Below are 19,468 nucleotides of genomic sequence, written 5' to 3' on the forward strand. Positions count from 1 at the left end.
GCCCAGCCCCTCGGGCCTCCGTCACCCCGCGAGCCCGCCGCTATGGAGGCGGTGCCTGCTCCCCTGCCGTGGATGGGTCCGATCCGTGTGACGGTGGCCGCCCGGTGCGATGGGAGGAAGGCTCGCTGACCGAGACGTCGTCCGTCCGCGGTGCGGCTTCGGGGTGGCGGGGCGGGACGACACGCGGCCGTCCGCTCTTGCCGAGGGTGTTGCGGGTGCGGCAGTGGAAGGCGAGGAGGGCGATGAGCGCGGCGGCGGTGAACCATCCGGCCTGGATGCCGAGGTACTTCGGAAGTGGAGTGCTGGAGAACCCGGCGCCGGTGGCGGCCTGCATCGCACCGTAGGAGGGCAGATAGCGCACCACGCTGCCGTCGGAGCTGGAGCTGTAGAGGGGATTTTGCAGGGCGAGGTCGATCACGCTGGTCATCACGATGGCGAACATGCCCTCCACTTCACGGCGCAGCAGTGAGCCGAAGGCGACGCCCAGGGCGCCATAGGTGATACCGGCGCAAAAGAGAGCGGCGGCGAGCAGAGTGGGCTGCTCGGGTGCCCAGAAGATGCGGGTGAGGATGGTCGCGTAGGCGGCCACGGCGGCGGAGGCCAGCGTCAAGGAGGTGAGCTTGGCGAGGACGAGGTGGGCGCGGGGGTAGCCGGCCAGGGCCAGTCGGCGGTCGAAGTGGCCGCCCGCGAAAGAGGCAGCGAACATCATGAAGCCGACGATCAGGGTGACGGCGTTGAGGGCGCCGGTGATCTCGGTGAGCTGGTTGCCGTGCGGGGTGAGCAACTGGCCGGTGGCACGCAGCCGGAAGCGGGTGGGGGTGCTGGGTACGGACCAGAACGCCAGCGCGGTCCACACGGGGATGAACAGGGCGATGAGGACCATGGCGAAGCGGTTGCGCAGGTGCTCGATCAGCGCGTAGCGGGCGGCGGTCACGAAAAGGGTGCGGTTGCGGCGTACGGCTCTGGGAGGTGTCATGCGGTGGGCTCCGCGATCTGCCCGTGGAGACGGCCCCCGTCCAGGCGCCACAAGGTGTCGAGGCGTTCGGCGTCGTAGGCCAGGTGGGAGACCACGAGGACCGATCGGCCGTCCTCGCGCAGCCTGGTGGCCAGGTCCCAGAACCGCTGGTAGGTCTCCCAGTCGAAGCCCTGGTAGGGCTCGTCCAGCAGCAGTGTCCGCGGGTTGTGCATGAGGGCCAGGGTGAGGTTCAGTTTCTGCCGGGTTCCGCCGCTGAGGACTCCGGCCCGTTCGTCGGCGTACTCGCTGAACTGGAGTGCCTCCATGACCTCTTCGGCTCGCACCAGGTCACTCAGGCCGTAAGCGACCTTGAAGTACTTCAGGTGCTGGCGGACGGTGAGCGCGTCGTTGAGGACGGCGGCCTGCGGGCAGTACCCGAAACCGCCGTAGTGGCGGACCGTGCCGCGATCGGGGGCCAGTTCGCCTGACAGAATCCTCAGCAGGGTCGTCTTGCCCGCGCCGTTCTCCCCGACTATTCCGGCCAGTACACCGGGGCGCAGTCGCAGGTCGACACCGCTCAGCACCGCCCGCCGGCCGTAATCGTGGTACACGCCGGTCACCTCCATCGAGGGCCTCCTCCCCTTGGCGTTCCGCTATAACGAGCGGGCGGCGTCGAGGGCACGGTGACGACCCGAAATCCGGGCCGCGTTGTCATCCGATGAGGTGGGCCCGTTACGACAGCACCCGGTGAGCGGGGTGCGGACGTCTAGGTTTCCGGCATGACCATCTCCGCGTCCCGTCCCTCGGCGCAGGGCCCTTCGCAGGCCGCACCGCAGCACTCCGCCGGCTCAGCGCCCATTGGCCTGCCACACCCTTCTGCCGGTGCCGAAGGGTGGTATCTCAACGGGCATCTGCGGGATGAGAGCGGCGACGAGTACACGTGGATGATCAGCGTACTGAAACACCACGACGTGCGGGACCGCGCGGCCGGTCCCGGGTACGGCGTGGTGTCCACGTGCTCGGGCCCGGCAGGGGTCTCCCACGGCGCCTGGCTCACGCCCACCATGCACCGCGCGGTCCGCGAGGCGCTCCGCGGCGACACCGCGCAGGATCACCGGGTCCGCGAGGCGCTGGCGGAGGCCCTCGCCGAGGGCCCGCTGCTGCCCGACCGGCTGCTGCCCGAGCCGGTGGTGGAGTCGGCCGAAACGCTGGACATGTCCTTCGGGGACGTGGCCGCGCTGCGCCGTGCGGAGGACGGCGGATACCGCCTGGCCTTCCAGGACAGGGAACGCTTCGAGCTTCTCCTCACTCCCGCCAAGGCGGCGGTCCCGCAGTTCGACGCCCGTGGGCGCTATCCGGGGCGGCTTCCGACCGACGCGGACGCGATGACGTCGTACTTCGTGCCCCGGCTGCACGTCGACGGGACCCTGCGTCGTGCGGACGGCACCCAAAGACGGGTGGAGGGGCACGCCTGGTTCGAGCAGGACTGGGGCAGCACCTACTACGACGTCGAGCGGACCCCGGGAACACCGGACCACACCTGGGAGTGGGCCGGCATCCAGCTCGGCAACGGCTGGGAGATCAGCTGCATTCACGCGCGCAACACCGATCCCGCCACGGGCGCCACCACGCTGGAATTCACCCGCGCCACGGCGGTTGCCCCGGACGGCAGTGTCGGCTACCACGACGTGGACTGGCAGCCCGTGCGCCATTGGACCTCACTGGCCACCCTCAACACCTACCCCACCGCGGTGCGCGTGCGCGTCCCCGATCTCGGCCTGGATGTCGAGGTGATCGCTCCGGCGACGGAGGGCGAGGTCCGTACTCTGATCGTCGGACGCGCCTTCTGGGAGAGCCCCGCCACCGTGCGCGGCGTCATGGGAACCACGTCCGTGGCCGGGACGGCATTTCTGCAGACCCTCCCGACCAACACCATCGGCGATATCGAGCACTACATGCGCCGCACCCATGACATCGCCCGTGCGGAAACGGCCGCACTCTATTCCAGCGATGCCACCGACGAGACCGCGCTGGGTCTGCTCACCGGCACCAGTGGCGGAACGGACCTGGACACCGCCGCCCGGATCCGCCTCCACCAGGCGGTCGCCGCTCCCGTTCTGCACCTGCTGGACAACCCCGGACGCTCCTGGCGCCCCTACGTGGCCGCGGCCGTCCTCTGCCTTCTCGGCGCCGACCCCGAGCCCTACCGGCCGCTGACCGCGGTCACCGAACTCCTTCATGTCTCGGCGCTGGTCATCGATGACATCCAGGACAACTCGCCCACCCGGCGCGGCCGCCCGAGCGTCCACGAGATCTTCGGCACCGCTCCCGCGATCACCGCGGGCACCCTCGGCTACTACACCTTCGACGCCCTCATCCAGCGCGTCCCGCAGGCCGACGACGGCACCATGCTGCGCATCTACCGCCTTTATCTGCGAGACCTGCGCGCCGCCCACGCCGGTCAGGCCCTCGACCTCGCCGGGCACCACACCGCATTCGACCAAGCCGTGGCCACCGGTGACGCCCGCCCCCTCCTCGATCAGATCCGCGCCGCCCACCGGCTCAAGACGGGCATGCTCGTCCGCAGCACCGCCGAGGTCTCCGCGATCCTCGGCGGCGCCGACGAGACACAGCTCGACGCGATCTGCGCGTACTTCGAGGCCGTCGGAATCGCCTACCAGATCACCGACGACGTCTTCGACCTGTACGGGCAGTGCACCCCCGACGAACACCGGCAGGGCATCACCACCCGCTCACCCGCCGAAGACCTCCACAACGGCGAGGTCACCTACCCCGTGGCCCACGCCATCCGCCTCCTCGACGCCGCCGACCGCCAACGCCTGCGCGACGCCCTCCGGCAGTGCTCCGACAGCGGTGCGCTCCAGGCGTCCGACCTGCTGATGCGCAGCGGAGCCCTCGACGCGTGCATGGCCGAGGCCCGCGAACTCGTCGACAGGACCTGGGACGCTCTCGCCCCCCTGCTCCCGCCGACCCCGCACAAGGCCATGGTGCGGGCGCTGGGCTGGTACGCCGCCCAACGCGAAACCGACCACATCCCCCGGACAACGGCCCTTCGATGAGCGCGGAGCAGGCCGCGAACCGGTGGTGCGGCTACTCCTCGATGAGTGCCTGAAGCATGGGTTTGCTCTCCTCGGTCACATAGGAGGCGTAGTACTCATAGAGGTTGCAGCGCGCGAGCCGGTCGGCCTGGATGAGGTCCGCGTGGCGCACCGCCTCGAAAACCTCGGCGTGGTGGGCCACGGACTTGCGCATCAGCGCGACGCTGTCGGGTGCCCGCTGCAGCTTGTCCTCGATGAGCGCGAGGACCGCGCCACGCACCACCTCACTGCAGACCTGGATCAGATTGTTCCCGCTGGCCTGCGCCACCACATCGTGGAAGGTGACATCCGCGGCGCTGAAGGCCGCATACCCTTCGTCGATCGCCTCCCGCATCCGCTCCAGCGCGGCCTCGAGGGCCGCCACCTGCTCGTCGGTGCGCAGCCGGGCCGCAAGCCGGTTGGCCGAGCCCTCCAGGATCATGCGGAACTGGATCAGTTCGCTCAGCGAAATACCGTCCCTTCTGGCGAGCCGTTCAAGCGGCTTGCGCAGGTTCTTCGTGGAGTACGGCAGCACCTCGGCGCCGCGCGGATCGCCCGGTCGTGAGCGGATCAGGCCCGCGCTCTCCAGCACCCGCAGCGCCTCGCGCACGGTGGAACGGCTCACCGAGAACTGGCTCATCAGGTCCCGTTCGCTCGGCAGCCGGTCGCCGGGGCGCAGGGCGCCGCGCGCGAGCGTCTCCTCCACCTGCTCGACGACCGCCTCGTAGGCACGGGTCGGACGCACCGGTTGGAAGTACTGCTCTTCTGACACGATCCACCTTTCTGGCCGGTTCGTTCCGCTACGGGTAGCCGAACGTACCGCTCTACGTGCCGTCCCCGCGGCTCGATGAATCCCTTGACAACAGTATTCGGACCGAAACACACTCTTTCAACTAGCCAGAATATGATGCTGGCCAGACCAGTTACCTCAGGAGACCTTGAGACGGGCGAGGAACAGCGGCCACGGTTGGAGGAGCGATGTCAGGAGCCTGTTGCGTCCCCACATCAGGGGGCGACCGGGAGATCCCCGAGTCGTCCGCCGTGCGGCTCCGGGCCTCGGATCGGGACCGGGCGCAGGGGCTGCGCGCCATGCTGCGCATCCCCGCGGGGACGTATCTGATGGGAGGCGATGACGCCGACGCGTTTCCCGAGGACGGTGAAGGCCCGGTCCGGGCGGTGCGGCTGTCGCCGTTCCTGATCGACGCGACCGCTGTCACCAACAGGCAGTTCGCGACGTTCGTGCGCAGCAGCGGCTACCGTACCGACGCCGAGCGCTACGGCTGGTCCTTCGTGTTCTACGCACTCGTCCACCCCGACGCCCGGCACCTGGTGCGCGACGGCACGGTGGCACAGGCACCCTGGTGGCTCGCGGTGGACGGGGCGTGCTGGCGGGCCCCCTACGGGCCGGGGTCGTCATGGACCGATCTGTCGAACCACCCTGTCGTCCATGTCTCCTGGCGTGACGCGTCCGCCTACGCGACATGGGCGGGCAAGCGCCTGCCCACGGAGGCGGAGTGGGAGATGGCGGCGCGTGGCGGTCTGGAACGCGCCCGCTTCCCGTGGGGGAATGAGCTCCTGCCCCGGGGGCAGCACCGCTGCAATATCTGGCAGGGGGAGTTCCCGCAGGTCAACACAGGTGAGGATGGGTATCTGGGAACCGCGCCGGTCAAGTCCTACCGGGCCAACAACTTCGGCCTGTACAACACATCGGGCAATGTGTGGGAATGGTGCTCCGACTGGTGGAGCACCACCTGGCACGCGGCCGACCGTCCGGAGACCCGCCAGGACCCGGCCGGACCTCCCGCCGGGGAGGCGAAGGTGATCCGCGGGGGGTCCTACCTGTGCCACGCGTCGTACTGCAACCGCTACCGCGTCGCCGCGCGCACCTCCAACACACCTGACAGCAGCACCGGGCACATGGGGTTCCGCTGTGCGGCGGACCTGCCCCCGTCGCGCTGACGGACCGCCGGCACAACGCACCCATGTCCATGCAAAGGAGCGTCCTGGATGACCAACGCCTCTCCGCATCCGCCGTCCGCGAGCGGCACTTTCCAAGGCAAGATCGGCACGACCTACGAGGAGTCGACTCCGTGGTGGCCCGAGCAGCCGGCGCCGCCCGAGGACACGCCCAATGTCGTGGTCATCGTGCTCGACGACGTCGGCTTCTCCGACCTCGGCTGTTTCGGCTCGGACATCGAGACCCCGGCCATGGACGCCCTCGCCACCGGCGGCCTGCGCTACACCAACTTCCATACCACCACGCTGTGTTCGCCGACCCGGGCCTCCCTGCTGACCGGCCGGAACCACCACTCGGTGGGCATGCGGATGCTGTCCAACTTCGACACCGGCTTCCCCAGCGGCCGCGGACGGGTCACCCAGGCCGCCGCGATGCTGCCCGAGGTGCTGCGCGACAACGGCTTCAACACCATGGCCGTGGGCAAGTGGCATCTGGCGCCGATGGAGCAGACCACCGCGTCCGGGCCGTACACCCAGTGGCCGCTCTCCCGTGGGTTCGAGCGCTACTACGGATTCCTGGAAGCCGAGACGGACAGCTTCTATCCGGAGCTGTTCTACGACAACCACGCCGTGGCGCCGCCGAAGACCCCGGAAGAGGGCTATCACCTCAGTGAGGACCTGGTGGACCGGGCGATCGAATTCGTCACGGACCAGACGTCGGTCACTCCCGAGAAGCCCTTCTTCATGTACATGGCCTTCGGTGCGGCGCATGCCCCGCACCAGGCGCCACAGGAATACCTGGAGAAATACCGGGGCCGGTTCGACCACGGCTGGGACGTCGAGCGCGAGACCCGGCACGCCCGCCAGATCGAACGGGGCATCCTGCCGCCCGGCACCGAACTGGCCCCGCGCAACCCCGGAGTCGAGCCCTTCGACGAGCTGTCGGACGACGAGCAGAAGCTGTCCGTGCGCCTCCAGGAGGCCTACGCGGCGATGCTCGACCACACCGACCACCACATCGGCCGGTTCATGGAATTCCTGGAGCGGATAGGGCAGTTGGAGAACACCATCACCATCCTGCTCTCGGACAACGGGGCCAGCCAGGAAGGCGGGCAGAAGGGGTCCCTCAACCCCACCGCGTTCCAGAACGGCCTCTCCGAGGACTTCGACGAGATGCTCGCGCGGATCGACGAGATCGGCACCACGCGGGCGCACGCCAACTACCCCTGGGGCTGGGCGCAGGCGGGCAACACACCGTTCAAGCGCTACAAGCAGAACACCCACGAGGGTGGCGTCCGCTGCCCGCTCATCGTGAACTGGCCCCGCGGGCTGTCGCGCACCGACGAGAACCGGCAGCAATTCCACCATGTCAGCGACATCATGCCGACCCTCTTCGAACTGCTCGATCTGCAGGCGCCCGAGGTCTACCACGGCATCCCGCAGATGCCGATCCACGGCACGAGCATGGCCTACACGTTGGACGCGCCGACCGCGCCGACACGCAAGGAGGCCCAGTACTTCGAGATGTTCGGGCACCGCGCGATCTGGCACGACGGCTGGAAGGCTGTCTCCTTCCATCAGCGGGGGTCGTCGTTCGACGACGACCAGTGGGAGCTCTACCACCACGACACCGACTTCTCGGAGTGCAACGACCTGGCGGAGACGCAGCCCGAGCAACTGCAGAAGATGGTCGCGCGCTTCTGGGTGGAGGCCGGGAAATACGATGTGCTGCCGCTGGACGACAACGGCTTCGCCCTCCGCGCGAAGATCCCGCGCCCCGGGTCGCCGCGCAGGCGCACCACCTTCACGTACTACCCGGGCATGGCGCATCTGCCCGGCGCCGCGGTGCCACCGGTGATGAACCGCGCCCACCGCATCACCGCGTTCGTCGACCGGGCCGCCGCGTCGGACGAGGGCGTTCTGGTGTCCCTGGGCAACATCAGCAGCGGCTACGTCCTGTACGTCAAGGACAACCGGCTCGTCTACGAGTACAACTTCCTCGGCACCCGCTACACGGTGACGTCGCAGGACGAACTCCCTCTCGGCCCGGCCGAGTTGACCTTCGATTTCATCAAGACCGGTGACGTGCGGGGCGTCGGTCGTCTGTACGTGTCCGGAATGCCGGCCGGTAAGACGGACCTGCCGCAGGTCCTGCCGCACTTCTTCGGATGGCAGGGCCTCGACGTCGGCCGGGACACCCTGTCGCCCTCCTCGCCCAGCTACGACGGTGAGTTCGCGTTCGCCGGCAAGCTCGACAGGGTCGTCTTCGACGTCGCGCCGGACGAAGAGGGCACGGAGCCCTTCGAGCGCGTCGACTGAGCGCTCCCGCGCGAGGGCCCGCCGCCGGAAGGAACGGTGGCGGGCCCTCGTGTCTTTGCCGGGTCAGCTGGGCGGCGTATAACGTCCGTCGATCGCCGTCCAGCCTCCGTCCACGAAGAGCTGGCTGCCCGTCACGAAGGACGACGCGTCCGACGCCAAATAGACCACGGCGCCCGCCAGTTCGTCGGGCCGGGACCAGCGGCCCAGGGCACTCTTGGACGCGTAGGCCTCCGACCACTCCGGTACGGCCCTGATCTGCGCGGTCAGCGGTGTGTCGACGACGCCCGGAGCGACGGCGTTGACCCGCACGCCCGACGGGCCCAGCTCGGCCGCCGCGGTGCGCAGCATCTGGACGAGGCCGGCCTTCGTGGCCGCGTACACGCCCTGGCCCGGCTCGACGGCCACCGAACGGATCGAGCTGAAGCCGATGATGCTCCCGCGGCCACGTTCGGCCATGCCGCGGCCGAAGGCCCGCACCAGGTCGAAGGAGGCGCGCAGATTGAGCCCCACGACCCGGTCGAACTCGTCCGACGTGTAGTCGAGCAGGTGCTTGCGCACGTTCGTCGCGGCGGTGAAGACGAGGACGTCGACGCCGCCGAGCTCCTCGGCGGCACGCGCGACCGCCTCGCCGTCGAGCACGTCGAGGGCGTACGCCGACGTCTCCTGGCCCATCGACGCCGTCTCCTCGGCGGCCTTCAGGTCACGGTCGGCGCACACCACGGTGGCGCCGTGCGCGGCGAGCGCCAGGGCGCTCTCGCGGCCGATGCCGCTGCCGGCGCCCACCACGACGGCCCTGCGGCCGTCGAGCCGGAACAGACGGGAGTAGCTGTTCACCGCATCGGTGCGGTCGTTCTCCTGCATGGTCCTCACGGCTTCTTCGTCGTCGGGCGGATGACTGCCATACGGGTCACGGTGAGCTCTTCGATGGCGAACCTCGGGCCCTCCCGTCCGGCCCCGGAGTCCTTCACACCGCCGTACGGCATGACGTCGGAACGGAAACCGGGAACCTCGTTGACGACCACTCCGCCCACCTCCAGGCGGTCCAGAGCGGCGAACGCGGTGTCCAGGGCGCTGGTGTAGACGCTCGCGTGCAGTCCGTAACGCGAGTCGTTGACCAGGTCGAAGGCGGTCTCCAGATCGGGGACGGACCGTACGGCGACCACGGGGCCGAACACTTCCTCGTCCCAGACGGCGAGGGCGCGGTCCACATCGAGCAGAACGGCGGGCTCGATCACACCATCGGTGACCGATCCTCCGGCCACCAGCGACGCCCCCGCCTCCACCGCCTCGGCCAGCCACGCGCGCACCCGCTCGGTCGACCGCTTGTCGATGAGTGCCGAGACGCGCGTCTGCGGATCGCGGGGGTCGCCCACGGCCACCTGGGCCACTCGCTCCGTCAGGCGGGCCACGAACTCCTTCCGCACGGAGTCCACCACGATGACCCGCTGCACGCTGATGCACGCCTGGCCCGACGCGTAGTACCCGCCGCGCACCACCGCGTCGGCGGCGGCGTCGAGGTCGGCGTCGGCGGCCACCACCAGGGCGGCGTTGGAGCCGAGTTCGAGCAGCACCTTGGTGGGTGCCGCGTCCCGGGCGATCTGGTGGCCGACGGCGGCGGAACCGGTGAAGGACACCGCTCCGATCCGGCGGTCGGTGGTCAGCGCGACACCTACCTCGGGGCCCCCGGTCACCAGTTGCACCGCGGCCTGTGGTGCGCCGCCGGCGCGCAGGGCCTCACGGAGGAGGTGCACCAGCCACAGGGTGGCCAGCGGGGTCTGCGGGGCGGGCTTGGCGATGATGGGGCAGCCGGCGGCCAGCGCCGGCGCGATCTTGTGCGCGGCGAGCAGCAGCGGGTAGTTGAAGCCCGCGATGCCCACCACCACGCCAATCGGCTTGCGGGTCCAGAAGCCGAGCAGCCCCTCCCCCGACGGCAGCAGGTCCAGCGGCACCGTCTCCCCGTGCAGCCGGGCCACTTCCTCGGCCGCCGTCAGGAGGGTCAGCAGGGTGCGGTCGACCTCGACCCGGCAGTCGACCAGCGGCTTGCCGTTCTCCAGGACGAGGAGCCGCTCGAAGTCCGCGCGCCGGGAGGCGAGCGCCTCGTGCGTCGCGAGCAGCGCCGTCCTGCGTACGTGCGAGGGGAGCCGGCCGACGCGCTCGCGGACCGCGAGGGCCGCGTCGAGGGCGTGGCGGGCGAGGGCGGTGTCCCCGATCGGCGCCCGTGCGACGAGCGTCCCGTCGTAGGGGAAACGGACGTCCTCGGTGGCGGGTGCCTCCACCCAGGTGTCGCCGATGGGAAGACCCTCGGGAAACTCCTTCGCCACGGGGCTTTCGCCGGCGGGTTCGGCGTGGGTCGTCACGGTTGGTACTCCCGGTTGAGGTCGGCGGCCGACGCTCCGGACAGTGCCTTGCCCAGAGTCGGAACGGCGGAGATCAGCCTGCGTGTGTAGGAATGTTGCGGATCCTCGTACACCTGCTCGGTGGCCCCGGTCTCCACGATCTGCCCGTTGTGCATGACCGCGACCCGGTCGCACACATGGCGGACCACGGACAGGTCGTGGGAGACGAAGACCAGCGTGAGGTTCAACTCGTCGACGAGGTCGGCGATGAGGTTGAGGACCTGGGCCCGTACGGACACGTCCAGGGCGCTCACCGGCTCATCGGCCACGATGATCTTCGGACGGGGGGCCAGAGCGCGCGCGATCGAGATGCGCTGCCGCTGGCCGCCGGAGAACTGGTGCGGATACCGGTCCGCCGCGTCGGCTCGCAGGCCGACGGCCTCGAGCAACTCGGCCACCCGCTCCCGGCGGTTCCCGCTCCCCTGCGCGACGAGCGGCTCGGCCACGATGTCGCCGACGCGCATACGCGGGTCCAGCGAACTCATCGGGTCCTGGAACACGAGCTGGAGCCGCTCGCGGACGAACCGGAGCTGTCTCTCCCGGAGCCCGGTGATGTCCCGGCCGTCGATCGCGACGCTGCCGCTGGTGGGGCGGTCGAGCCCGGCCAGGATCCGCAGCAGGGTCGACTTGCCGCACCCCGACTCGCCCACGATGCCGAACCGTTGCCCCGCGGGGACGGCGAAGCTGACGCCGCGCAGCGCGTGCACCGGCGGGCTGGGGTGGCGCAGCGAGGTACGAGGCCGCCGGTAGTCGCGGGTGACGTCGCGGACGCTGATGGCATCCGCCGGGCCGGTCCGCGGCCCGGGGGCGAGGGGGGCGCTGGTCGGCTGCTCAGCCACGGCCGGCCTCCTGGTTCGTCGGGGTGCCGGTCCCGGGTGCGCCGCTCTCGGACACCGGGTGGAAGCAGGCGTAGCCGGATTCCGGCCCGGTCGCGACCCATTCCGGCCGGGTGGCGCACACCTCGGTCGCCTGGGCGCATCTGTTCCTGAAGACGCATCCGGCGGGGAACTGTCCCGCGGGCGGAACCGACCCGCCGATGGTGACCAGCCGGCCGCGGTCGTCGACCACGGTCAGGTCCGAGGCGCCGATCAGGCCCTGGGTGTAGCGGTGCCGGGGGCGGGTGAACACCTCCCGGACCGGGCCGGACTCGACCACCCGCCCGCCGTACATCACCATGACCCGCTCACAGGCGGTGGCCACCACGGCCAGGTCGTGGGTGATGAAGAGCATGGCCGACCTGCGGTCCTCTACGCCCCGCACGATCAGGTCGAGCACCCGTGCCTGCACCGTGACGTCGAGCGCGGTGGTGGGTTCGTCGCAGACCAGCAGCGCGGGGTCGTTCGCGAGGGCGATGGCCAGCACCACGCGCTGCCGCTGGCCTCCGGAGAACTGGTGCGGGTAGGCGTCGGCGGCGACCGCGGGGTCGGGAAGTCCCACCTGGGCGAGGAGTTCCACGGCGGCGGCGCGAGCGGACGCGCGGTCGGGCCTGGTCCGGTGGATCAGCAGTACCTCGGCGATCTGCCGCCCGATCTTCATCGTGGGGTTCAGAGCGGTCATGGGCTCCTGGAAGACCATGGCGATCTCCTTGCCCCGCACCCGGGACATCCGCGCCTCGTCGGCCCCCACCAGGTCGTGGCCGACTCCGGCGAGCCGCACCGAACCCGTGGCCCGGAGCTCCTCGGGAAGCAGGCCCATGACGCTCAGCGCGGTCAGCGACTTGCCCGACCCCGACTCGCCGATCAGGCCGACCCGTTCGCCTGCCCGGATGGTGAAGTCGACGTCTTCGACGAGCTTGCGGCCGCCCACCGCGACGTCCAGGTTCCGCACGGTCAGTACGTCGTCGGGAGAGTCGGGAGAGTCGGCGGAGCCCGCTGCGGAGGCCGGTGCCGTATCAGGTGCCGGATTCATCGGCGGTCCTCCATCTTGGGGTCGAAGCGGTCGCGCAGGCCGTCACCGAGCAGATTGAACCCGAGCACCGCCACCGCGATCGCGATGCCCGGGAACACGGCGAGCCGGGGAGCGATCGACAGCATCTCCTGGCTCTCCTGCAGCATCCGGCCCCAGGACGGTGTGGGGGGCGGGGTTCCGAAGCCCAGGAAGGACAGCGCGGCTTCGGCGAGTACGGCGATGGCGAATCCGACCGACGCCTGCACGATGACGAGACCGCTGACATTGGGCAGGACATGCCGCACGGCGATCGCGAACGGCCCGCGGCCCGCCGCGCGCGCGGCGATGACGTATTCGGTCCGCATGACCTGCAGCGTGCCGCCGCGGATCAGCCGGGCGAAATGGGGGATGGACGCGATGCCGATGGCGATCATCGCGACCAGCGTGCCGGCGCCGTACACGGCGGAGAACATGATGGTCAGCAGGAGCGCCGGGAAGGCGAGAATCAGATCGTTGCCGCGCATGAGCAGCTCGCCGAACCAGCCGGGCGCCATTCCGGCGACGATGCCGAGGGGCACTCCGACCAGGGCGGCGACCCCCACCGCCACGAAGCCGACGAAGAGTGTGGTGCGCGAGCCCATCATGATCTGGCTGAACACGTCGCGGCCGAATTTGTCCGTGCCGAACCAGTACTCCGACGACGGCGTCTCCAGCCGCGCCGCGGGGTTCACCAGGGTCGGGTCGTGCGGGGTCCACACGAAGGACAGCAGCGCCATGCCGAGTACGGCCACGACGATGAGAGCGCCCACCAGGAGGCTGCCCGGCACCGGGAGGCGCCGCCGGCGGCCCTCGGGCGCCGCGGACGCGACCGCGGCTTCGGTGTTCGGAGCACTCATGACGCACCCACCCTCAGCCGCGGGTCGATCAGCAGATAGATGATGTCCACCAGGAAGTTCACGAGCAGCACCGCCGTTGCGATGATCATGACCACGTCCTGCACCAGGATGAGGTCGCGGTTGGAGACGCTGTCCAGCAGCAGGCTCCCGAGCCCGGGGATGACGAAGACCCGTTCGATGACGACGGCGCCCACCAGCAGCGTGGCGAGTTGCAGCGCCAGGACGGTGACCACGGGCACCGCCGCGTTCCGCAGGCCGTGCCGCAGCAGCGCCTGTGTCGGACGGAGTCCCTTGGCGCGAGCGGTGCGCAGATAGTCCTCCCTGAGGACATCGAGCACGGCGCTGCGGACATAGCGGGTGAGCACTGCCCCCTGCACCACGCCGAGGGACAGCGCGGGCAGCACCAACTGTTTGAGGAACAGGACCGGATCCTCGACCGGGGGTGTCCAGCCGTTCGCCGGCAGCCACCCGAGCCCCACCGCGAACACGGTGATCAGGAGGATGCCCGCGAGGAAGGCCGGGACGGCCACGCCGATCTGGGACAGGGCCGAGAGGATGAGCCCGGACGGCCTGCGGTGCCGCACGGCCATGACCATGCCCATGGGGATGGCCACGATGCAGGCGATCACCATCCCGGTGCCGACGAGCCACAGGGTGACCTGGAGGCGGTCGGAGATCTGCGGGCCGATCGGCGCGTGTGAGATGTAGGAGTTGCCCGGGTCGAAGGTCACCAGTCCGTGGATCCAGCTCAGGTACTGCTCCACGAGCGGCCGGTTGAGCCCGAACTGCTCGCGCAGTTGCGCCACCGCGGTGTCCGAGGCGCTGGTGCCGAGTACGACGCGCGCCGGATCCCCGGGCAGGACCGCCATGAACGCGAACACCAGGACGGAGCTCACGGCAAGGCTGGCCAGGAGGATCGCGATCCGCTGCGCCAGACGGACGATCATGGGTTGAGGCCGCCTTTCATGACCGGCCCAGGCCGGTGAGATCCAGAGACTCGGAGACGGTGTTCACCGGCAGACCGGTGATGTCCTTGTTCGCCACCATCAGGTTCGGGAGCAGGAACAGCCAGTCGGCCGCGGCGTCCTTGGACAGCAGCCGGGCAGCCGCCCGCATGGAGGTGATCTGCTCCTGCTGGGTGCCCTGGTCCGCCTTCTTCAGCAGCGCGCGGAATTCAGGGCTGTCGTAGCGGGTGTAGGAGGTCTTGCTCCCGAACACCGCCTGCATGTCGCGGGGTTCCACATGGCTGATGATGGACATGTCGTAGTCGGCGTTCTTGAACACGGTGGTCAGCCAGGCGGCGGGGAACTCCAGTTGGTCGAGCTTGACCTTGAACCCGGCCTGTTCGAGCTGGCTCTTGACCACGGTGCCGCATGCGGTGGCGTAGGGCAGCGTCGGAAGCCGCAGCCGCAGCGTACGGCCGGCCTGGCCGGACTCCTCGAGGAGCTTCTTGGCCTTGTCTCGGTTGTACGGATACTCGTTCGTGAGGTTCTGGTACCACGGGTCGGTCGGCGGGACCATGCTGCCGATGAGCTTGCCGCGGCCCGCCCAGCACGTGTCCATCAGGGCTTTGTGGTCGATGGCGTAGCGGACTGCCTGGCGGACCTTCGGGTTCTTCAGCGGGCCCGAGCCATTGTTGAGGGAGAGGACCACCTCACCGTTGGTCGTGCCCTCGATGACCTTGTACTTCGGGTTGTTCTCGAACCGGTACAGGGAGTCCGGGGACTGCATCACGCCGATCACGTTGATGGTGCCCGTGAGCAGCGCGTTGTTCATGGCCGTCGGGTCCTTGAAGTACTTGAGGGTGACCGACGCGAAGTGCGGTGTGCGCCCCCAGTAGTCATGACGGCGGGCCAGCGTGATCGAGTCGCCGCGGTTCCACTTCTTCACCACGTACGGGCCGGTGCCCACCGGCTCGGTGGCCAGCTTGCCCACGCCGGTCCGGCTGAACATAGCGCCGACGCGGGTGGTCATCCGGTACAGCCAGTCGTTGCTCGGCCGCTTCAGGGTGACCTTCAGTTCGGTGGGCGACACCGCCCGCGCCGTATCGACGACGTCCATCTGGGCCTTCTGCGCGATCGTCCAGTCGGACTTGACACGTCCGATGGAGAACGCGGCGTCCTCGGCCGTGAAGGGTGCGCCATTGCTGAACCTGGCGTTCTTCACCAGGTGGAACGTGTACGTCTCGCGGTCCTTGGACAGGGTCCAGGACGTGGCCAGTTGCGGCCGTATCTTCCCGGACTGGTCCAGCTTCACCAGGTTCTCGTAGACGTTGTAGAGCAGTGCCTGCGAAATGGCGGCACCTTCGGTCTTGGTGAAGTCGAAGTTGGCCGGCTCGGCGGTGAGGCCGATGTTCAGGGCGTTCTTCCCGGTACCGCCGGATGCCGTGGACCCGGCCGAGCAGCCTGCCAGCAGCAGGCATGCGAGCGTGACCGCGAGGGTCCCGGCCCCTCGCACCAGCCGCCTGGTATGTCTCATATGTACTACCCCTGGCTTTCCATGGTGTGCAGGACGGCGGATGCCACCTCCGCCGTGGTGGCGTTGCCGCCGAGGTCGGCCGTGTGGTGCCGGACGTCGCGCAGGGTGGCCGCCACCGCGTCGCGGACGCGGCGAGCCGCGCCGGTGTGTCCGAGGTCGTCGAGCAGCATCGCGCCGGAGAGCATGCAGGCCACCGGATTCGCGACGCCCTTCCCGGCGATGTCGGGTGCGGAGCCGTGCACGGGTTCGTAGATACCCGGCACGTCCGCGCCCGGCAGGACATTGGCGCTGGGCGCCATGCCCATACCGCCGGCCAGCACCGCGGCGAGGTCGGACAGGATGTCGCCGAACAGGTTGCTCGCGAGCAGCACGTCAAGGGAGCGCGGGGCCTGGATCATGCGGGCGGCCATGGCGTCGACCAGCACCGTTTCCAGCCGCACCGCCGGATAGTGCTCGCCGACCTCGCGCACCACCCGGTCCCACAGCGGATAGCCGTATCGCATCGCGTTGGACTTGGTCACCAGAGACAGATGTCCCGAACGTCGGCCGGCCAGGGCGAACGCCTGGTGCGCCGCGCGCTCGATGGCGCGACGGGAGTGCACGGCGACCTCGATGCCGAGATCGTGTCCGCTGCCGGCGTGCGCCACCCCGCCGGCGCCGACGTACTCGCCCTCGGTGTTCTCGCGCACGATCACCAGGTCCACGCCATCGGTGTCGCGCACCTTGGTGGGAACGCCGGGGAACGCGCGCACCGGGCGGAGGTTCACGGCGAGGTCGAGCTGCTGCCGCAGGCCGATGATCAGGCCCCAGACCAGTTCGTGCTCCGGCACATCGGGACGTCCGACGGCGCCGAACAGCACGGCGTCCGCCTTCTTGACCAGGCCGGCCGCATCGGCCGGCATCGCCGCGCCCTGCCGGAGGTACCGCTCGCCTCCCCAGTCGTACGAGGCCACATCGAGCCGGTGGCCTTCGGCCTCCAGCGCGGTCCGGAGCGTCGGCACGGTCGCCGCGACGACCTCAGGGCCGATCCCGTCGCCCGGTATGACGGCAAGCCGCACGACCTCGGGGTCCCGCGTCATGGACGACACCTTTCGTTGTGACTGGCCTGACCAGTAAGCTCATTTGCCAGGTACCGTGACGACTTAAATTGCTCTTGTCAAGAGTTCGAATTTCCCAGCTATCGCCAGCGGCACCTCCCTGCGGTAGCTGGGGGAGAAGGAGACTGCGGGTGCTCACGGAACAGGGCCTGGCCACCATGCCGGCCGTCGAGATGGTGGCCCGATTCGCCGACGGCACGCTGTCGCCGGTCCAGGTCCACGACGCCGTCCAGTCGGTCATCGAGGTGCGGGAGAGTGTGCTCAACGCGTTCTGGGTGCGGGATCCGGACGAGTCCCGCAAGGCGGCCCAGGCCAGCGAGTCCCGATGGGCGGCGGGGGAACCGCTCGGGCCCATCGACGGCGTGCCCGTGACGCTGAAGGAGAACGTCGCCCGCAGGGGCGTCCCCATGCCCTCGGGCAACGCGGGAACCGAGCCGGCCGTCCCCGAGGCGGACGCGCCCATCACCGCGCGGGTCCTCGAATCCGGCGGGGTGATCCTCGGGTCGACCGTGATGCCGGACTGGGGCATGCTCTCCTCGGGGGTCTCCAGCCGGCACGGCATTTCGCGCAGCCCCTGGAACGCCGCCTGGACCACGGGCGGTTCCAGCTCCGGTGCGGGGGCCGCGGCCGCCGGGGGCTATGGTCCGCTCCACGTGGGCACCGACATCGGGGGATCGATCCGGCTGCCGGGCACCTGGCTGGGCCTCGCCACGCTCAAGCCCAGCTACGGGAGGATCCCGCTGGACGCCCCGTACCTGGGACGCGCCGCCGGTCCCCTGACGCGCACCGTGGCGGACGCGGCCCTGTTCATGCGTGTCCTGAGCCGGCCGGATCCCCGGGACTGGACAAGCCTGCCGCCGCAGGACATCGACTGGTCGGCGCCGGCCGGCGAGGTGCGCGGACTGCGGGTGGGGGTGCACCTGGACGCCGGCTGCGGGGAGCCGTGCGACGCCGAGATCCTCGCCGCGGTGAACCGCGCCGCCGCCGTCTTCGAGGCGGCCGGAGCCGTCGTGGAGCCCGTCGAGCCGTTTATGAGCCAGGACCTCCTGGACGACCTGGACCTGTTCTGGCGGGTGCGGTCCTGGAACGACTTCCGCGCGCTGACGCCCGAGGCCGGGCTGCGCGTCCACCCCCACATCATCAGGTGGTGTCAGGGAGGCGCGGACGTACCGGGCACGAAGGTACTCCAGTGCTACCAGCAGATCATGAGCATCCAGGCGCGGACCGTGGCGGCGACGGAACCGTACGATCTGGTGCTCTCGCCGGTGGCTCCAGTGGCGGCGTTTGCCGCCGAGCAGCCGATGCCGTTCACGGGGGACGCGAAGACCATGGCCCACATCGGCTTCACCGCGCCGTACAACATGTCGGGGCAGCCCGCGGCGACCGTCAACTGCGGCTTTACGGCGGACCGTCGGCCCATCGGGGTGCAGATCGCGGGCCGCCGCTTCGACGATCTCGGCGTCTTGAGGGCGGCGGCGTGGTACGAACGGAACCGGCCCGCCGGGGCGGTCCCGCACTGGCCGGACAGCGCCCCCGGTGCACCCACCGGGGAGAAGTCGACATGTACCACGCTCGAAGGGAAGAAGCCGTGAGTGACGGTGCACAGTTCCGGCAGGTCTCACCGGTACGGCTCTACCAGCGCATCGTCGAGCAGATCGAGCAGGCGATCGCCCGAGGTGATCTGAAGCCCGGTCAACGACTGCCGAGCGAGCGAGAGTTGGTGACGCAGTTCGGGGCGAGCCGGCCCACGGTTCGGGAGGCCCTGCGCGTGCTGGAGAGCAACGGCCTCGTCCGCTCGCGCCCGGGTGATCCGAACGGCCCGGAGATCCTGCCGTTCTCACCGGCCGGCCTGACCAAGGAGATGACCCGGCTCGTCCAGTTCGACAACGTCTCGATGGCCGAGTTGATCTCGTTCCGCATGATCCTCGACGGGTCGGCGAGCCTGCTGGCGGCTCGGCTGCGGTCCGAGGAGGAGCTGTCCGCCATGGAACGGACGATCGCCGTCATGTCGGACGCGATCGAGGCAGGCTACGAGGAGTTCAGCAAGGCGGACGTCGCATTCCATGAGGCGGTGGCCGTGGCCAGCCGCAACTCCCTCATCGAGGTGTGCAATCAGGTGGTCCGGGGCGCCGTCCTCTCGCTGATCTCGGACAAGGTCGCCCACGCCCGCAACGGCACGGCGCTCATGCGGAAGTCGCTCCATCACCACCAGGAAGTGCTCGAGGCGATCCGGGTACGGGACGGCCAGGCGGCAGCACGCATCTCGCGGCGCACACTCTACGACTACTACGCCGGCTACGTCCCCGAGGACGAACAGGGGCCGCTGCTCGCGCTCGTGGACGACGAGGAGACGTCAACCACTCTGCCGTAGACGATCGGGAGGGGA

At 69.7% G+C, this 19,468-nt stretch carries 16 protein-coding genes; 5 read left to right on the forward strand and 11 right to left on the reverse strand.

Annotated elements, in window-relative coordinates:
- Positions 1-40: 40 nt before the first annotated feature.
- On the reverse strand, positions 41-976 hold the full coding sequence (locus STRVI_RS22270) for a hypothetical protein (protein ID WP_014057889.1): 936 nt from the start codon (positions 974-976) through the stop codon (positions 41-43).
- Positions 973-1,581 (reverse strand): ABC transporter ATP-binding protein, encoded by a 609-nt coding sequence (locus STRVI_RS22275; protein WP_014057890.1) that lies wholly within the window; start codon positions 1,579-1,581, stop codon positions 973-975. The genes STRVI_RS22270 and STRVI_RS22275 overlap by 4 nt, the downstream gene beginning before the upstream one ends.
- Positions 1,582-1,734: 153 nt before the next feature.
- On the opposite strand from STRVI_RS22275, the gene STRVI_RS22280 reads away from it, so the two are divergent.
- Positions 1,735-4,035, forward strand: coding sequence for a polyprenyl synthetase family protein (locus STRVI_RS22280; RefSeq protein WP_014057891.1), 2,301 nt, complete (start codon positions 1,735-1,737; stop codon positions 4,033-4,035).
- Positions 4,036-4,066: 31 nt separating this feature from the next.
- Here STRVI_RS22280 and STRVI_RS22285 read toward each other — a convergent pair whose 3' ends face one another.
- Positions 4,067-4,825 carry a FadR/GntR family transcriptional regulator gene (locus STRVI_RS22285; protein ID WP_014057892.1) on the reverse strand — a complete coding sequence of 253 codons (759 nt, stop codon included), beginning with the start codon at positions 4,823-4,825 and terminating at the stop codon, positions 4,067-4,069.
- A 206-nt stretch (positions 4,826-5,031) separates the two neighbouring features.
- On the opposite strand from STRVI_RS22285, the gene STRVI_RS22290 reads away from it, so the two are divergent.
- Both STRVI_RS22290 and STRVI_RS22295 read left to right on the forward strand, forming a co-directional pair.
- A complete protein-coding gene (locus STRVI_RS22290) occupies positions 5,032-6,012 on the forward strand; it encodes a formylglycine-generating enzyme family protein (protein WP_014057893.1) in 981 nt (326 codons plus the stop codon).
- A gap of 48 nt (positions 6,013-6,060) precedes the next feature.
- Positions 6,061-8,328, forward strand: coding sequence for an arylsulfatase (locus tag STRVI_RS22295; protein ID WP_014057894.1), 2,268 nt, complete (start codon positions 6,061-6,063; stop codon positions 8,326-8,328).
- A gap of 63 nt (positions 8,329-8,391) precedes the next feature.
- On the opposite strand, the gene STRVI_RS22300 is transcribed toward STRVI_RS22295, so the two are convergent.
- From STRVI_RS22300 to STRVI_RS22335, 8 genes are read right to left on the reverse strand one after another with little or no spacing between them, the layout of a single operon-like run.
- Positions 8,392-9,189: an SDR family NAD(P)-dependent oxidoreductase gene (locus STRVI_RS22300; RefSeq protein ID WP_014057895.1), complete on the reverse strand. Its 798-nt coding sequence runs from the start codon at positions 9,187-9,189 to the stop codon at positions 8,392-8,394.
- 5 nt (positions 9,190-9,194) lie between these two features.
- Entirely contained in the window at positions 9,195-10,685 is a 1,491-nt protein-coding gene (locus tag STRVI_RS22305; protein ID WP_014057896.1) for an aldehyde dehydrogenase family protein, read from the reverse strand.
- Positions 10,682-11,563: an ATP-binding cassette domain-containing protein gene (locus STRVI_RS22310; protein WP_014057897.1), complete on the reverse strand. Its 882-nt coding sequence runs from the start codon at positions 11,561-11,563 to the stop codon at positions 10,682-10,684. The genes STRVI_RS22305 and STRVI_RS22310 overlap by 4 nt, the downstream gene beginning before the upstream one ends.
- Entirely contained in the window at positions 11,556-12,632 is a 1,077-nt protein-coding gene (locus STRVI_RS22315; protein ID WP_014057898.1) for an ABC transporter ATP-binding protein, read from the reverse strand. The genes STRVI_RS22310 and STRVI_RS22315 overlap by 8 nt, the downstream gene beginning before the upstream one ends.
- Positions 12,629-13,507, reverse strand: a complete 879-nt coding sequence (locus STRVI_RS22320; protein WP_014057899.1) for an ABC transporter permease — start codon at positions 13,505-13,507, stop codon at positions 12,629-12,631. Before STRVI_RS22320 ends, STRVI_RS22315 begins: the two co-directional genes overlap by 4 nt.
- A complete protein-coding gene (locus STRVI_RS22325) occupies positions 13,504-14,454 on the reverse strand; it encodes an ABC transporter permease (protein WP_014057900.1) in 951 nt (316 codons plus the stop codon). The genes STRVI_RS22320 and STRVI_RS22325 overlap by 4 nt, the downstream gene beginning before the upstream one ends.
- A 16-nt stretch (positions 14,455-14,470) precedes the next feature.
- Positions 14,471-15,985 carry an ABC transporter substrate-binding protein gene (locus STRVI_RS22330; protein WP_014057901.1) on the reverse strand — a complete coding sequence of 505 codons (1,515 nt, stop codon included), beginning with the start codon at positions 15,983-15,985 and terminating at the stop codon, positions 14,471-14,473.
- Between the two features lie 5 nt (positions 15,986-15,990).
- The gene (locus tag STRVI_RS22335) at positions 15,991-17,064 is read right to left on the reverse strand and encodes an isocitrate/isopropylmalate dehydrogenase family protein (protein ID WP_014057902.1); all 1,074 of its coding nucleotides are present in this window, start codon (positions 17,062-17,064) and stop codon (positions 15,991-15,993) included.
- Positions 17,065-17,213: 149 nt separating this feature from the next.
- Here STRVI_RS22335 and STRVI_RS22340 point away from each other — a divergent pair, with 149 nt between their 5' ends.
- Together STRVI_RS22340 and STRVI_RS22345 are read left to right on the forward strand one after the other, a co-directional pair.
- Complete coding sequence (locus STRVI_RS22340; RefSeq protein ID WP_014057903.1) at positions 17,214-18,674, forward strand: amidase; 1,461 nt, start codon at positions 17,214-17,216, stop codon at positions 18,672-18,674.
- Complete coding sequence (locus STRVI_RS22345) at positions 18,671-19,453, forward strand: FadR/GntR family transcriptional regulator (RefSeq protein ID WP_043236336.1); 783 nt, start codon at positions 18,671-18,673, stop codon at positions 19,451-19,453. The genes STRVI_RS22340 and STRVI_RS22345 overlap by 4 nt, the downstream gene beginning before the upstream one ends.
- Positions 19,454-19,468 lie beyond the last annotated feature (15 nt).

The sequence above is a fragment of the Streptomyces violaceusniger Tu 4113 genome (assembly GCF_000147815.2).
Classification (GTDB): domain Bacteria; phylum Actinomycetota; class Actinomycetes; order Streptomycetales; family Streptomycetaceae; genus Streptomyces; species Streptomyces violaceusniger_A.